Raw genomic sequence first — 14,847 nt, forward strand, 5'->3', positions numbered from 1 at the left:
CCGGCCCGACCCTCGCCGAGACGGGGGCGGGTTCGCACGAGCAGTGGCTGGGCATCGGAGCCGTGTCGCTGGTCGCTCTCGGTTCGGCGGTCCTCTTCTTCTCACGGCGCCGCGCGAACTGATCACACCGTGTGGTCGACTTCCAGGCGTGTTTCGCTGAGGACCTCGCCTGGATCCACATCGGCGTCGCCCTCGACCGGCAGGCTCGATCGTCGGTCACGTCGGGCAGGAAACAGCAACGGCGCGTTCCTCGCATGGCGTGGGCCCAGCCGGTGGACGACGATGGGCACAGTCCGAAGCGAAGGAGCTGGGCATGGCTGAGGAGAATCCCGACTACCGGGCCGTGGTCTTCCGGGACAAGACCGCCGGATACGCCTTCCTGACCCGGTCCACGGCGCGGAGCGACGAGACGATCGAATGGGACGACGGCGCCACCTACCCCGTCGTCGACGTGGAGATCTCCTCCGAGAGCCATCCCTTCTACACCGGGAAGGCGCGCACCGTGGACACCGAGGGGCGGGTCGCCGCGTTCGAGCGCCGCTACGGCAAGGACGAGGCCAAGGGCTGATCCCCGCTTTCGTACGCCGGGCTCAGCATTCGCACGGGTCCGGGGCGTGCAGCGCGGCGAGTTCGTCGCTGCGCTTGCCGTCCCGGAACTTCCGGTGGGGAGTTCCCTTGGGCCGAGGCAGGTTCAGGAGCGGTGGGGCTCGCGATCGGCGCCGAGATTTGCGGGCCGCTTTCGCTGCACCCACAGGCCCACGAGAGCGGTGACCACGGTGAAGCCGAGGGCCAGCACGGCGTCCTCGCGTGCGTCCGGCAGCGAGATCATCACCGCGTACAGCGAGAGGAGCGCGATCAGCGTCGCCCACGTGAGCCAGGGGAACAGCCAGACCCCGGTGCCGGACGCGGGGCGGCGTCCTTCGGCGCGGTCGCGACGGCCGAGGACCAGGTGGGACGCGGCGATGCCGATCCAGGTGATGTAAACGGTGTCGCCGGTGATGTTCACGAGCCGGCTGAAGGCCGTGGTCGGGTGGACGACCTGGAGCAGCAGGCAGAGCACCGCGACCGAGACGGTCAGCAGGATCGCCGTGTACGGCACGCCACGACGGGAGACGCGGGCCAGGAAGGCCGGCGCGTCGTGGTCCCGGGCGAGTGCGAAGAGCATCCGGGAGCTGGCGTAGAGCTGGGAGTTCATCGTGGAGAGGAGCGCCGCGAAGAGCACGATGCTCAGGATGGTGGACGCGCCGTTCAGGCCGAGATGGCTGAGCGTCGCGGCGAACGGGCTCTCCCCGACTTCGGTGCTGTTCCAGGGCAGGAGCAGGACGATCACGGCCAGCGAACCGAGGTAGAAGACGGAGACCCGGACCAGGATCGTGCGGGTGCTCGTGCGGATGGCGGCAGCCGCGTCCTGTGCCTCCCCCGCGGCGATGGTCACGATCTCCGTGCCGGAGAAGGAGAACATGGCGCCCGAGATGGCGATGACGACACCGCTGAGCCCCATGGGGAGGAAACCCCCGTGGTCGACGAGGTTCCCGACGCCGGGTGCGGGCGTGCCGGGCAGCAGGCCGGCGACCGCGACGATGCCGACCGCGATGAACGAGGCGATCACCGCGACCTTGATCCAGACGACCCAGAACTCCATCTCGCCGTAGGCGCGTACGGAGGTGAGGTTGACCACGCTCACGAGGGCCACCACGGCGAGCGCGGTGAGCCAGACGGGCAGGGCAGGCAGCCAGCCGTGCACGATCTGCGCGAGCGCGATGGACTCCACGCACAGCCCGAGGGGCCAGCCGACCCAGTAGAGCCAGCCGCTCGCGAACCCGGCCCAGCGCCCGAAGGCCAGCCGGCCGTACACGGCGAAGGCGCCGGTGTCCGGGCGCGGCATGGACATCTCGGCCAGCATGCGCATGATCAGGATGACGATGGCGGCCGTGACGGCGTAGGCGATCAGGATGCCGGGGCCCGCCTGCTGGATGCTGACGCCCGAGCCGACGAAGAGTCCCGCACCGACCGCACCCCCGATGCTGATCATGGTGATGTGGCGGCTGCGCAGGCTCTGCGCCAGGGCCGCCGTGCCGCCACCCGCGGGGGCGTCGGCCGCCGAGACCTCGTGGCTCCCTGAGCCGCTCGCGTCCGGGGGGCGTGTTGCTGTCTCGTTCGCCTTCATCAGGACGTGACCCCCGCCTGCGCCTCGGTGCGCACACGCTCAAGGAGCGCGCGGAACAGCGGCAGTCGCAGCTCCTCGCTGGGGACGAACGCCTCCGGATGCCACTGGACTCCGAGGGTCCACGCCCCGGCCTGCGCGGACTCGGCTCCCTCGGGAGACCCGGAGGACTCGGAGGACGGGGAGGGCTCGGAAAGTTCGATGGCTTCCACGCATCCGTCGTCCGCGCGTGCCGTGACCCGCAGTCCGTCGCCCACGCGGTCCACGGCCTGGTGGTGACCGGACGACACGGGAATCCGGTCGCGGCCGAACACCTGAGCCGCCGCGCTACCGGCGGAGAGTGCGACGTCGTGGACGGCCCACCCCTCACCGTGCTCCGGGTCGTGCGCCACGAAGGTCTTGGGCAGGTCGAGGTGGAGCGTGCCGCCGCGGATGATGTTCAGCAGTTGCATGCCGCGGCAGATGCCGAGGAACGGCCTCCGGTTCTCCTGGGCGTACCGGATGACGGCCGTGTCGAGACGGTCCTGGGCGGGATTGACGTCGTACAGCGCAGGGTGCTGCGGGTCGGCCCCGTACAGGGCCGGGTCGACGTCCCCGCCACCGGGCACCACGAAGCCGCGGCAGTCGGCGAGCTGCTCGTCGAGCGGGCTGCCGCCGAAGGAAGGGCGGAGCAGGACGGGCTCGGCGCCCGCGGCCCGGATCAGGTCGACGACGTCGTCGAAGATGCGATTGGCCTCGACGACCCGCTGGTCGGCGCCCGGTGCGTCCCCGTCACTGAGGCGCACGGGTATCCCGATGAGGGGTGCCGGTGCCGTGGGCTCAGTCGTGCTCATAGGCTCTCCTGCTGATCGCAACTTGCGGCGGAAGTGCGAAATCTAGAGGATAGGTTTCATGGACGACAAGGGCTGGGCCCAACACATTGCGCCGGTGCGCTCGGCGGGAGCCGCGGAGGCCATCGCGCGGCGCCTCAACGAGCTCATCGGCGCGCGGATCCTGGTGGGCGGTGATCGCTTCCCTCCGGAGAAGGCCCTTGCCGAGATGTTCGGGGTCGCCGTGATGACCATGCGGCACGCGATGGCGGTGCTACGGGAGGACGGGCTGATCGAGACCCGCCGCGGACACCGCGCCGGCACCTATGTGGTCCCCGAAGTCCTCAGCCGGATCCGGGAGTTGACCGCCCTCCACCCGTACACACAGGTCGACATCGAGGAACTGACGGCCTGGCGGATCGCCGTGTCCGGAGAGGCTTCAGCCCGCGCCGCACGCCATGCCTCGGAGGCGGGCCTCGCCAGGCTGCGCGAACTGGAGACCGCCACGGACCAGGCGGTCGCCGACGCGGAGGCCTATCGCACCCTGGACGCCGGCCTGCACCTCCACATCGCCGAACTCTCCGGTTCCCGGCGGCTGTTGGAAGCCGAGCAGGGCATCCAGGACGAGCTGACCCGGCTCCTCGCGGACCATCCCGGCGGAGTGGAGTCGCGCCGCATGCCGGACCAGCAGCATCGCGCGCTCGTCACCGCGATCGAGCACAGCGACCCGGCGAAGGCGCGGGAACAGTTCACGATCCACGCGGAGGCCACGGCGGACCTGTTCCTGCCGTTCGTCCAGTAGGTCGCGGACAGGGTGGCGCCGACAGTGCGCCGACTCGGGGCATGGCATGGCGGGGGCGGTGTGGCTGGCCGAGACCGCAGGACAGGCAAGGGGGCGTCCGGGGTCGAGTACCCCAGACGTCCCCTCTCTCGCGTCTGGGCAACGGCGGGACGCCTCCTGCGGCGCCGGTCGGCGGGGCTACCAGCGCGAGGGCGGCAAGTAGGGGCGCGCGGACGCCCAGGAACAACCGTCGGCCGAAGCCACCTATGGCAATCCCTGCGAAGCTTTCGACCCTCAACTCCCGCGCCGCATCAGCCCTAGAGGGATCATGAAAGATCCAACCCCGATCCGGCAATCGCCGGTCCCGCGCACCGGGCGTTCGTCGTCAACGCACAGAACGGCAGGCACCTTGGCGCGCAAGAGCGGGAGAAGGCACAGTCAGACTTGGAGCACGAGACGACGCAACAAGCGGACCGAAGCGTGCAGTTTCCCTCGCATGCCACCCCGCGGTCGGGGTACTCGCGCTACAGAGCCCCGCCGTGCATCCCCCGTCGCGGCGGGACTCTCCCTACGTCAGACATCGGAGACCTGGGCCGGTCACAAGGGCCTGCCCCCGGCGATGAGCATGGACCGCCCTGCTTTCATCCCCGCGGGGCACGCATGCCGCAACCGACTCTGAAGCGGTGGGGGAACCCAGGGGCGGCTTGATGGCCGCGCCCGGCCTCGGGATACTGGGCAGGTGGGCACTGAACGGCCGGACCGGTCAACCTTCAGCGATGTCATCGGCACATGGGCAGACGCCGCTGGTGAGCGCGACACCGCTGCCAATGAGCGCGAGGCCATCGCCGACGAGCGCGAGGCCATCGCCGACGAGCGCGAGGCCATCGCCGACGAGCGCGAGGCCATCGCCGACGAGCGGGAACGGGACCTTAATGCCCGCGAAGCGGAAGCGGATCGACACAGCCGCCAACGCGGTGAAAAAACACCCAGCTTCCTGCAGCGCTCCCAGGAGGCGAGCGCCAGGGCTCGCTTGCTGCTCGCATCCAGCGAGGCCCGGCTGGCACGCGCTGATGCCAATTTGGCCCGCGCGGAGATCCTCGACGCCCGCGAGAAGTGGGCCACACAGCAAGAGCTCGCCATCTCCGCCCAGTTGCTCGGCGCCGCAGATCCGTCGCGGCTCGAAAATCTCGAGATCTTCGTGCAGCAACTCCATACGCGATACCTCATCGCCTCGGCCAAGCTCGCGGACGCGCACGACATGGTGGCCCAACAGCACGAGCGCCTCGCCGAGAGCGAGACGGCCACCGCGGAAGATCACCGCAACCGCGCCCGCCAGGCCCGGAAAGCCGCACTCCACATCCGCACAGCCGCCCACCAGGCCACCTATGCAGAGGATGCCGACCGGCCCGCTGAGCCCCCGCCGAATGCCGGCCGCACGCCGTGAGGAGCAAGCTCAGGCGGCGATCCGGTTCGCGGGCCGCGTCCACGCTGCTCGCGGCCTGACCCTCGGCGTGCCAGGAGCCCGTCCACACCGACGGGGCCCGGGCCTCCCTTGCGCACCACGCGCAACCCAACTCCCGCTTTCCCATTCGCCGCTTTGCGGGACCGAGTGGCAGTTCGCCGCTCTTCGTGGTCACCGAGACGGTTCCGAGGATCCGGAACTCCACGACGTACTCCCCCTCACCCGGCAGCAGGTCAGCGACCGCCCAGGACGCGGGAGAGCAGTACGTCCTCCAGCCCGCGCAGCGGGAACGAGGGGTCCTCCGCCGCGAGAACGAGACCGCCCCTGATGCCGGCCATCAACAGCAGGCGGTCGCCTTCCGGGTCCGTCGACCCGGATGCGACGAGGCTGTCGGACAACTCCTTGAGCAGGTCCGCCGAATCATCGTCCGTCCCGGCTTCCCGCAGGACCTCGCGCGCCTCGGGGTCGGCGAGGAGCGCGGCAACGGCTCGACCCTCGTCGATCTCCTCCGGGGAGACGTCCAGGCCGAGGAGGGCCGACCGGACCAGGGCCCGCAGGCGATCCGCAGGTTCGGCATCGGCCAGCTCCGCCAACGCGTCGCGGGTGCGCTCCCGCCATCGGTCGGCCACGTCCAGCAGCAGGCCCGCCTTGTTGCCGAAGTAGCGTGACGGCAAGCCGTCAGCGACTCCCGCCCGGGCGTCGACCTGGCGCAGAGTGGTGGCGCGGTAGCCCTGCTCGGCCATCTGAAGCACCGCGGCACGGCGAATGCGCTGCTTCGTGGCGTCCCGCACTGCGGCGGCGGCCTCGGGGGTGCGCGGCATCGAGAGTCCTTCCTGGGCGACGGCAGCGGAATGCGTGCGACCGACGTGCCATCGCCGGTCACGACGCGCCCTCGCCATTTACATTGAACGGCAGTTCACTCTCACCATGTCGGCGATGCCGCGCCACCCCGTACCGGAGACGACCGTCCGCAGCCAGGACGCCGAGCATGACGGCTCACCGAACGTGACGGCTCGCCGATCCGCGTCGCTCAGCCGACCTGCCCCGTCAACGCATGCGACCGCACTGCCGGTTCGAGCAGCGACAGCGCCCGCCCCTGGGCGTCGAGGGCGACGCGGATGCCGACCGGCATCGGGAGATTCGGGCCGGCATGACCGAACTCGACGTTGCCCAGGACCGGGATGTCACGGTCGCCGAGGACGTCGAGGACGATCTCGCGCAGGGTCGGGGACCCGCCGGGCGAGCCGAGTCCATCGATCGCTTCCGGGATGCCCACGACCATCCCGGAGATCCGATCGAGGATGCCGCAATGGCGCAGCACGTGCAGATAGCTCCACACGTACGACGCGTGCCCGCCCGTCTCCTCCCAGAACAGCACCGCTCCGTCGAACCACTCGAGCGGCAGCGCGTACGGCGTCGCCTGCGCCAGCACGATGCGGTTGATCACCCCGCCGATCAGACGCCCTTCAGCACGACCTGGGCGCCAGCACTCCCACATAGGGGTCGTCGGCAGCGCGCCGATCGGCTCCGCACTGGTCAGCAGCGTCGAGTAGAGCTTCTCGAGTTCCGCTCGGCGTGTTGCGGGCACGCGCTGCCAGTGCCCGCCGAGTCCAGGGGTGGCCAGATCGGCATGGAATCCGACCAGACCCGTGCGCGCATGGAGCACCAGATGCAGGAGCGAGATGTCGCTGTAGCCGAGGATCGGCTTGGGATCGGCGGCGATCGCCTCGATGTCGATCAAGTCCAGGTAGCCGAGAGCCGTTTGGCCGCCGTCGTGCGCGATGACGGCGCGCACTTCGGGGTCCCGCAGAAGGGCGTTGAACTCCTCGGCGATCTCCGTCGGCCGCGCCGCGCTCCACCAGCGGTGCCGACCCGTTTCGAGGAGTGGTGCCCGACGCACGCGGAATCCCATCCGCTCAAGCACGACCACCGCCTGTTCGAGGTCGGCCTCGTAGGCGGCGTGGAGCGGCCCGGACAGCGACGCGATGACGACGAGATCTCCGGGCCTCAGAGCACGAGGCCGCAAGGGTTGGGGCAGTGCGGTGCGGGTCATCGGGGCAGTATCCCGGCGGTCTCCGTTGCACGCGAGGCAATTACCGGCGCCTGCGCCGGAAGGCCGTCACCGTCGCGAGCGATCCGTGACTTCCGCTGCCTGCCCGGGGCGGCCCAGGCAGGCGCGGAACCGGTCTGACCGGCCTGACCGGTCAGGCAGCCGGGGCGGCGTTCACCACGACCTTGGCGGTGTTGTTCGTCGTCTCCGGGTCGAAGTCGAACGCCCCGAAGACCGGACGCACCACGACCGGCCCGGTGGCGTCCTCGACCACGCTGTCCACGCGCAGCTGGAACGCGAAGGCGCGCTCGGCGTTCTCCGACACCCAGTACGGCAGGTTGCAGTCGTAGCGCGGGGCACCTGCCCGGTCCGGGTAGTAGCCGCCGGTCAGCGTGCGCGGGCGGCAGTCCGTGGGGGCGCCGGTGACAGTGGTCCCCTGCGGCACCCGGAACTCGACGACCGCGGCCGGGTCGCCGGAGCCCAGGTTGCCGAACCAGGCCGGGCCCTTGTTCTCGAAGCGCAGCTCAGCGGTGACGGTCTCGCCGGCCGCGGCCGTGACGTCCGCGCCGCGCACCGCGAAGTCCGCGGTGTTGGCGGCACGCACGGACTGGACCACGTAGTTGTCCTGGTCGTCGATGTCGCTGACACCGCCGGCCGGGGCCACGTTGAGGTCGAGGCGCTCGTTCAGTGCCTTGTCATTGACGTCGACCCGCAGCGGCTCGGGCAGTTGCACGCTCGCGCCCGGGGCGATCTCGTCGTCGAAGGCACAGGTGACGTGGGTCATCGGCGCGTCCTCGTCGCCACCGGCATGCCGGTAGGCGCACTGCGGGTACGTGGTGGCGAAGTCGAGGCCGTAGGAGGCGCTCATCGTGAGGGTGTAGCCGTGGGCCGTCTCGTTGCCCTCGTTGGTCACGGTGAACGGCACCGTCGTCGTGGAGCCGGGCTCCGCACCCGTGACCGGGTCCGGTTCGGTGAGCGCGAGGTCCGGCCCCGATGCCACCGTGACCGTCGTGGTGAATCCCTCCGGCGACTTCATCGTGCCGGACGGGGTGGTGGCGGTCGCCTTGTACGTGACCGTGCCCTGCGCGCCCTGCTGCGCGCCGGCCGCGGCGCGGATCCCCAGGTGCACGGCATCGACGTTGGTCACCGGGATCTCGCCGTCGACCGTGCACACCGCGACGGTACCCTCGGGCGCGCAGTTCGCCGGCCAGACGATGTCCGCCACTCCGGCAAGCCCGGACACGTCGACCGTCAACCGCCCGTCGGTGACCTTGACGTTGCTGTTGTCGTGGTAGAGCCCGAGGTCGAGCGAGCGGGCCGGGGGCTCACCGCCGTCCACGCCGAGCGGCACGTTCAACTCGTACGGCGACTGCACCCACAGCGTGTCCGAAGCCATCGCGGTCCCGGCGCCGAGACCGACCACGAACAGGCCGGCGACCGCGGTTCCGCACGCGCCAAGCCGCACGGCGCGGCCGACGGAGGCTCTGTGCATTGCATCCCCCAGGGGTGTCGGGGAGTCGGACGCTCCAACTCCTCGACCCTCAGACGATCTTGGAGGGGACAAGGTTGTACCGCCATTGATCATGTCTGGGACGCATGGCGCACGGCGCGCCCATCTGCCGCGCCGGGCCGCCGGGTTCAGCTCCGGTCGGCACCGCCGTGCGGCGTCGACGTCCGCCGACGCAGCCGGAACGGCGCGTAGACCGCGAGCCCGACGAGGAACGCGACGTAGTAGCCGAGGTCCGCACCGTGCAACGCCTCGGCGACCGGGCCGACGTACAGGCTCGTGTTCATGAACGGGACGGTGGCGGCGAAAGCACAGAGGAACGCAAGGAGCGGAGGCAGGGCCGAGCGGGTCCTCGTGCGTTCGTCGGACAGGTCCATGCCGGCGCCGCCCCGCTCGCGGGCCCGCGCCCACCAGTCGACGACCACGACGGCCACGAACCCGGGGATCCAGTAGCCGACGAACAGCAGCACGTTCTGGAAGCGGGCAGCCGTGTCGGCCGCATGCATCCACAGCACGAGGGGAAAGCCGAGGAGCGCGGCGAGGGCCGCCGCCAGGGGGCGCGGGATGCGGACGCCGATGGTCTGCAGGGCGAGCGAACCGCTGTAGTCGTTCATCGCGTTGCTGCACAGCGCGGCCAGCGCGACGGCCAGCAGACCCACCGATCCGAGCACTCCCCCGCCGAGCACGGTATCGACGCCGCGCGCGGTCTGGTCGGTGAAGACCGAGGCGCCCCACAGGCCGAGCGCCTGCACGGCCGTGAAGGACACGACGACGCCGAGCAGCGTGCACCAGAACATGCGGACCGGGGAGGTGGCGCGGGGCAGGTAGCGGCTGAAGTCGCTCGCGTACGGTGCCCAGGAGAGGGCCAGGCTCAGGGCGATCGTGCTGGTCAGAGCGAAGGCCCCGGCGCGGTCGGCGCCGTGGACGGATCCGTGCGCCTCGGGCGTGACCCCGATGTGCGCGAGGCGGAGTGCCAGCGCGACGAAGGCGACCGCAAGCACGGCCGTCATCCACTGCTGAAGCCGGTGGATCACCTCGTAGCCGAACGCCCCGAGCAGTCCCTGGGCCGCCATCATGACCAGCGCCCCGAGCCAGAACGGCCATCCGCACAGCCGGGCGAGGGCGTCCCCGCCGAACAGGCCGATCAGCGCGTCCCAGGCGATGGACGACAGCCACTGCACGGTGCCGGGCAGGACCACACCCCCACCGAACGCGAGCCGTGCGAGCGGGAGTTGACCGGACCCGGTGCGACTGCCCCAGGTGCCGAGGTACGCGGTCGGCACGGCGCCGATCAGTGTGCCGAGGACGACCGCTGCGAGCGCCGTGGCGAAGTCCAGGCCGAGCGCGATGCCGACGGTGCCGGTGAAGACGCCGCTCATGGTCAGGTTCGGCGCGAACCAGACGGTGAAGAGCCGTCCGGCGCCGCCGTAGCGGTGGGTCTCGGGCACGGGGGCGATGCCGTGTGCCTCGATGCGCAGGTCTCCTGGTGCCGCGGGCATCCGCCCGTCGAGTGCGGTCCGGGGCGCGGGTGTGGCCGGGTGCGTGGAAGCGTGCGGTATCGGCATCGCTGACATCCCTCCGCCAGTGCTAACTGGTTCAGGTTCTACGGGTGTGATCTCAGCCCCGGCGCTGTCGCGGGGCACCCCGTGTCGGGCAGTACGAACCAAGAGGGTAACCGGTGCCACGGGCGCCGCCGCACGCGGGCCCTCGACCGCCGCGGACCGCGCCTGCGTCGCCGGGCCGCCCGCCGGCTTTCACGGGCCGGCGGGCGGGACCCGCACAGTCGGACGGCGTCAGACGGCCATGCCGTAGACGATGGTGAAGAGGGTGCCGAGGGAGCCGATGAGGAACACCCCGGTGATCCCGGCGATGATCAGGCCCTTGCCCTGCTCGGCGCTGAACGTGTCACGCAGGGCCGTGGCGCCGATCCGCTGCTTGGCGGCGCCCCAGATGGCGATGCCGAGGCAGAGCAGGATCGCGACGGCCATGATGACCTGGATCATCGTCTTCGCCTCCGTCCCCAGGGTCCCGAAGGGACCCCAGTCGGGGGCGATGCCGCCGATGATCGTGGTGATGTCGCCCTTGTCCGCTGCGAGCAGCATGTCGAGTCCTCCGTGGGGGTGCGGTCTACGACGCCTGTCTGGATCCCGTACGGCCTGCCCGGCCAGCATCCCATCAGCCTCACCGTACCCCCGGCCGACGGTGACATGGCAGACCGCGCGACTCTGCTCCAACTCAGAGCAAGCACGGCCCAGTTCGGGCGGTGAGCTCAGCGCTCCCTGCGGGGCGGGCTCCTTACGGGACGGCCGTACGCGCGGCCTCATCGGGCCTCGACGCACGATCCCGACGCCGCCCTGCGCCGCCACGGCATGCTGCGGGCAACCCTCGACACCTCGGGCACCCTGACTCCGGCAGGGCGCGCAGGTCTCGGTCCATGGGTGCGGGCCGACCACGCACCCGAATCGTGGCCCGGCGCGATCATCGCCCACCGCCTCACGGATGCGGCCGACCCGATCGTCGATGCGACCGATCTCGGGGCCATGCTGCTTGGCCCACAACCATGACGGCAGCCCCGGATCACGAGCGTTCCACCGGATCCGTGCGTGCGCCTTGGGCAGCACAGGTGGTTGCCGTGGGCGCTGCAGTCAGTGGAGTAGCACTCGGCGCGCGTACTCACCAGGGCGATGGCGATGTCCCAGTCGCCGGCCGTCTCCGCTGCACTCGCCTGTTCGAACCACGCCAATCGCCGAGTATCACCTGCCGGGTGGGGTGCTGTCAGACCGGTTTACGTGGAGCGGGGACGCGATGCCGGGCTCAAGTCCTCACGGCGGAGCGGGTGGGGCCTGACCTCCGCCGCGCTCCGCCGACACTGACGCTGACGCTGACACCAAGTGCGTCGCCACACGACCAAGTTCGGTGCGCGTCATCTCGACCAAGAGATCAGGGTGACCTACGACTCGCCGTCGAGGACCTGACGCAGGCGCTGCGCGAACTCGTCCGGCTTCCCCGGATATCCGAACTCACCGTCCAGGAAGCCACCGTGATGGCTCGGGAACACGGTCACCTGCTGCCCCAGCAGTTCAGCGGTTGCGACGGAGGTGCGCCCGGTCTCGACGCCCACGGACTCCTCCCCCACACCGATCACGATGCGGGTCGGCGCAGCGGCGAGCGCGGCGGCATCCGGACGATAGCTGCTCACGGCCCACGACCGGTCCGACAGCAACGGATCGTCACGCGAGCCGTCGTCCTCCGTGGGCATCCCGAACGCGGCGGGATCGGCCTCCGGCTGGGCGAAGTACGCGTCGGTGAACTCGCCCTCCCACGAGGTCATGACCACGAACGCCGCCATCCCGGCTCCCCATCCACGCTTCTCGTAGGCGTCCCGCACTCCCGCCCGCGCCCGCACGGCCGCCGGACCGTCCGGCGTGAGGGTGATGAGCGGCGGCTCGTGCGCGACCAGGGTGGTCACGTCCGCCGGATACTGCGCCACGACCTCGAGTGCGGTGACCGCTCCGCCACTGCTGGCGAACATCTCGACCGGCCCGGCCCCGAGCGCCTCGATGACGGCGTGCACGTCGTCGGCCTGGGTCTGCGGCGTGTGGTCGTCCCGGCCGTCCTTGCGGGTGCTGCGGCCGAGCCCGCGCGGGTCGTACGTGACAACGGTCCGCTCGGGGAAGCGCGCCGCGAGCGCCACGAAGCCCGTGGCGTCCATGGGCTGCCCGATCATGAACAGGGGCGGGCGCCCATCGGTGGTCGGCAGCGGTCCGCGAACGTCGTAGACGAGGTCCGCGCCGGCTGTCTCGAGAGTGTGAGTCTGCATACCTGTACAGACCGGCCCCGCCCCGGGAACTCATCGGCGCGGCGAGCGCCGTTGCTGACCAAGCAGTTCCGCCCCCTGTGCGTACGAGAAGTCCACCGGCGTGAGCGTCGGCCTGGGCAACATCGAGTGATTCTCCTTCCCCTCCATTGCCTCCCGCCCAGGAGCGCCACAGACGCCAGGCATGGCGCTCCGGTGCTGGTCAGGGGACGGGCTGCCTTCCCACGGTGATTCTGAGGAGCCGGAATGAGGGCACCCGGGTGTGGCCCGCAAACAAGACAGGCAGGCAGTCGCCGGCCTTCCGCATGTCCTCACCGTCAGTGACCGTTGGGAAGCTCTAGGCTGCGCTGCGGCCGTTGAGACTGGCTTGACCGAGCCGGTCGCGAGGCTTACCCGGGCCTCCGAGCAGGCCCCCCGTCAGATCGGTACGGAGATGAACACGTCTATGGCATCCGAAAACGCCCAGCTCATCAGCAGATCGGTACTCGGGGCACCCTGCTGGGTCAGCCTTTCCACGCAGGATCTGCGGAGGGCGGAGACGTTCTACCACGCCGTGCTGGGGTGGGACTGGCGGCAGGGCAGGCTGGGTGACGACTACCGGTTCGCGAGCGTGGGCGAGGTTCCCGTGGCCGGTGTCTCCGCCGTGACCATGGGGGCGGCGGCCGGTGTGTGGACGCCGTTCTTCGCGGCGGCGAGTGCGGACGATGCCGTGGCGCGCAGCCACGAGCGCGGTGGGACGACGGCGGTGGGCCCTCTCTCGTTCCCTCCCGGAAGGGCGGCCGTACTGGCTGACCGACACGGGGCCGTCTTCGGCGTCTGGGAGGGAGAGTTGGTGGCCGACTGGGAGAAGTGGCGTCGCGCCGCCCCGACGTTCGTGGAACTCCACACCCGCGACGCCTTCGATGCGGCGATCTTCTACGGCGAGGTCCTCCACTGGGCGTCCGGGCACCCTGGCTGCTGTGAAGTCCACTACGAAAGCGAGGAAGTCGTGCTGCGCAGCCAGGGTGCTGTAGTGGCCCGGATCCACTCGGGTGCGATCGGCTCCGCCCCCGATCCGACCGTCAGGCCACGCTGGCAGGTCCACTTCACGGTGGAGGACGTGGATGCCTGCGCGCGGGCCGCGCACGCCCAGGGCGGTCGAGTACTGCGGGAAACGGCGGACGAGGCTGTCCTGTGCGACCCCGACGGAGCCACCTTCGTGGTGAACTCGCTGACAGAACGCTAGGCCACGCCACTCTGGGCGCACCTACCTGGCTGCCCAACGGCGTTGTCTGCCGGTACCGCCCACGGCCAACTCACAGGCTGGAAGGGGCCGTCCGCTCCCCTCGCGATACGGTTCCGTCATGTCACCATCAGCGGGAACCGCATCAGACCTGCCTCCCATCACCGCGGACGACGTCGCCCTTGTCGTGCGGCTCGCCGTGGGCGTTCTTCGGGAGGCGCCCGCGGAGGGGTGGGGCAGTAAGGCCGGTTCGCTGGAGTGGGACTGCTGGGAGACCGTCGAGCACCTGGCCAACGACCTGTTCTACTACGCCGTTCAACTGGGGCCGCAGACACCGCCGTTGGACACGCACGTGCCTTTCGCGTTGAACCAGAAGCGGCCGGAGGCACCCACGGTCTTCTTCTACGCGGAGCGTGAGGCGGGTCCGGCAGGTCTGCTGCAGGTGCTGGAGGCCAGTGGCGCGCTGCTGGTCGCCATGGTGCGTACGACGCCGCCCGAGGTCCGCGCCCACCACGCTGCCGGGGCGTCGGGCCCCGAAGGGTTCGCGGCGCTGGGGCTGCAAGAGATGCTGGTGCACATGCACGATGTGGCGGAGGGCTTCGGGCTCGACTGGACACCGCCGGCCGCTCTCTGCTCGCGGGTGCTCGCCCGGCTCTTCCGCGAGGCGCCGGACGACACGGATCCCTGGCCCACCCTGTTGTGGGCCACCGGCCGCGGCGAACTGCCGGGGCGGCCTCGTCTCACCACCTGGCGTTCCGACAGCACACCGCGGTCGTAGGAGCGGATCAGGATGGCCGGCCACCAGGCCGGGCCACGCTTGGTGTGGTCCGGCCTGGTCCGGAGGGTCAACCGATTCCGTCAGGGTCCATGCTCAGCCGCGCGACCGGCTCCGACGAGCACGCATGACGAGTGCGAACTTCACCAGAACACCCAGGGCGACTGCGGCTGCTCCGCTCGTCAGGAGCGTCGTCCCTGAGCCCGTGTCCGCCAGGTGGCCGCCGTTCGGGGGCTCGGAGTGGCTCGGCTCGGGGCTGG

14 protein-coding genes and 1 riboswitch are annotated in these 14,847 nt (G+C 70.6%); of the genes, 6 read left to right on the plus strand and 8 right to left on the minus strand.

Annotated elements, in window-relative coordinates; all coding sequences use genetic code 11:
* A partial coding sequence (locus tag M4J07_RS48585; protein WP_374215176.1) for an LAETG motif-containing sortase-dependent surface protein occupies positions 1-122 on the plus strand: 122 nt, incomplete at its 5' end.
* A 191-nt stretch (positions 123-313) separates the two neighbouring features.
* Positions 314-568, plus strand: coding sequence for a type B 50S ribosomal protein L31 (locus M4J07_RS41035; protein ID WP_255981068.1), 255 nt, complete (start codon positions 314-316; stop codon positions 566-568).
* A gap of 123 nt (positions 569-691) precedes the next feature.
* Here M4J07_RS41035 and M4J07_RS41040 read toward each other — a convergent pair whose 3' ends face one another.
* Positions 692-2,167 carry an amino acid permease gene (locus tag M4J07_RS41040; protein ID WP_255981070.1) on the minus strand — a complete coding sequence of 492 codons (1,476 nt, stop codon included), beginning with the start codon at positions 2,165-2,167 and terminating at the stop codon, positions 692-694.
* Complete coding sequence (locus M4J07_RS41045) at positions 2,167-2,997, minus strand: gamma-glutamyl-gamma-aminobutyrate hydrolase family protein (RefSeq protein WP_255981072.1); 831 nt, start codon at positions 2,995-2,997, stop codon at positions 2,167-2,169. The genes M4J07_RS41040 and M4J07_RS41045 overlap by 1 nt, the downstream gene beginning before the upstream one ends.
* 58 nt (positions 2,998-3,055) lie before the next feature.
* On the opposite strand from M4J07_RS41045, the gene M4J07_RS41050 reads away from it, so the two are divergent.
* Positions 3,056-3,775, plus strand: a complete 720-nt coding sequence (locus tag M4J07_RS41050; RefSeq protein WP_255981074.1) for a FadR/GntR family transcriptional regulator — start codon at positions 3,056-3,058, stop codon at positions 3,773-3,775.
* Between the two features lie 718 nt (positions 3,776-4,493).
* Complete coding sequence (locus tag M4J07_RS41055; protein ID WP_255981075.1) at positions 4,494-5,198, plus strand: hypothetical protein; 705 nt, start codon at positions 4,494-4,496, stop codon at positions 5,196-5,198.
* Positions 5,199-5,449: 251 nt separating this feature from the next.
* Here M4J07_RS41055 and M4J07_RS41060 read toward each other — a convergent pair whose 3' ends face one another.
* The 6 genes from M4J07_RS41060 to M4J07_RS41085 all read right to left on the minus strand — a co-directional run bounded on the left by M4J07_RS41060 (position 5,450) and on the right by M4J07_RS41085 (position 12,593).
* Entirely contained in the window at positions 5,450-6,037 is a 588-nt protein-coding gene (locus tag M4J07_RS41060) for a TetR/AcrR family transcriptional regulator (protein ID WP_255981076.1), read from the minus strand.
* A 209-nt stretch (positions 6,038-6,246) separates the two neighbouring features.
* Entirely contained in the window at positions 6,247-7,269 is a 1,023-nt protein-coding gene (locus M4J07_RS41065; RefSeq protein ID WP_255981077.1) for a S66 peptidase family protein, read from the minus strand.
* A 151-nt stretch (positions 7,270-7,420) separates the two neighbouring features.
* A complete protein-coding gene (locus M4J07_RS41070; protein WP_255981078.1) occupies positions 7,421-8,758 on the minus strand; it encodes a hypothetical protein in 1,338 nt (445 codons plus the stop codon).
* Positions 8,759-8,904: 146 nt separating this feature from the next.
* A complete protein-coding gene (locus tag M4J07_RS41075; RefSeq protein WP_374215175.1) occupies positions 8,905-10,347 on the minus strand; it encodes a purine-cytosine permease family protein in 1,443 nt (480 codons plus the stop codon).
* Positions 10,330-10,430, minus strand: a riboswitch (TPP riboswitch). Its footprint overlaps the gene before it by 18 nt.
* A 136-nt stretch (positions 10,431-10,566) precedes the next feature.
* On the minus strand, positions 10,567-10,875 hold the full coding sequence (locus M4J07_RS41080) for a hypothetical protein (RefSeq protein WP_255981080.1): 309 nt from the start codon (positions 10,873-10,875) through the stop codon (positions 10,567-10,569).
* Positions 10,876-11,723: 848 nt separating this feature from the next.
* Positions 11,724-12,593 carry an alpha/beta fold hydrolase gene (locus tag M4J07_RS41085; protein ID WP_255981081.1) on the minus strand — a complete coding sequence of 290 codons (870 nt, stop codon included), beginning with the start codon at positions 12,591-12,593 and terminating at the stop codon, positions 11,724-11,726.
* A 430-nt stretch (positions 12,594-13,023) separates the two neighbouring features.
* Here M4J07_RS41085 and M4J07_RS41090 point away from each other — a divergent pair, with 430 nt between their 5' ends.
* A complete protein-coding gene (locus tag M4J07_RS41090) occupies positions 13,024-13,815 on the plus strand; it encodes a VOC family protein (RefSeq protein WP_255981083.1) in 792 nt (263 codons plus the stop codon).
* 118 nt (positions 13,816-13,933) lie between these two features.
* Positions 13,934-14,590: a hypothetical protein gene (locus tag M4J07_RS41095; RefSeq protein ID WP_255981082.1), complete on the plus strand. Its 657-nt coding sequence runs from the start codon at positions 13,934-13,936 to the stop codon at positions 14,588-14,590.
* Positions 14,591-14,847: the final 257 nt, after the last annotated feature.

Origin of the sequence: Streptomyces longispororuber, from assembly GCF_024448165.1 — a bacterium.
Taxonomy (GTDB): Bacteria; Actinomycetota; Actinomycetes; order Streptomycetales; family Streptomycetaceae; genus Streptomyces; species Streptomyces longispororuber_A.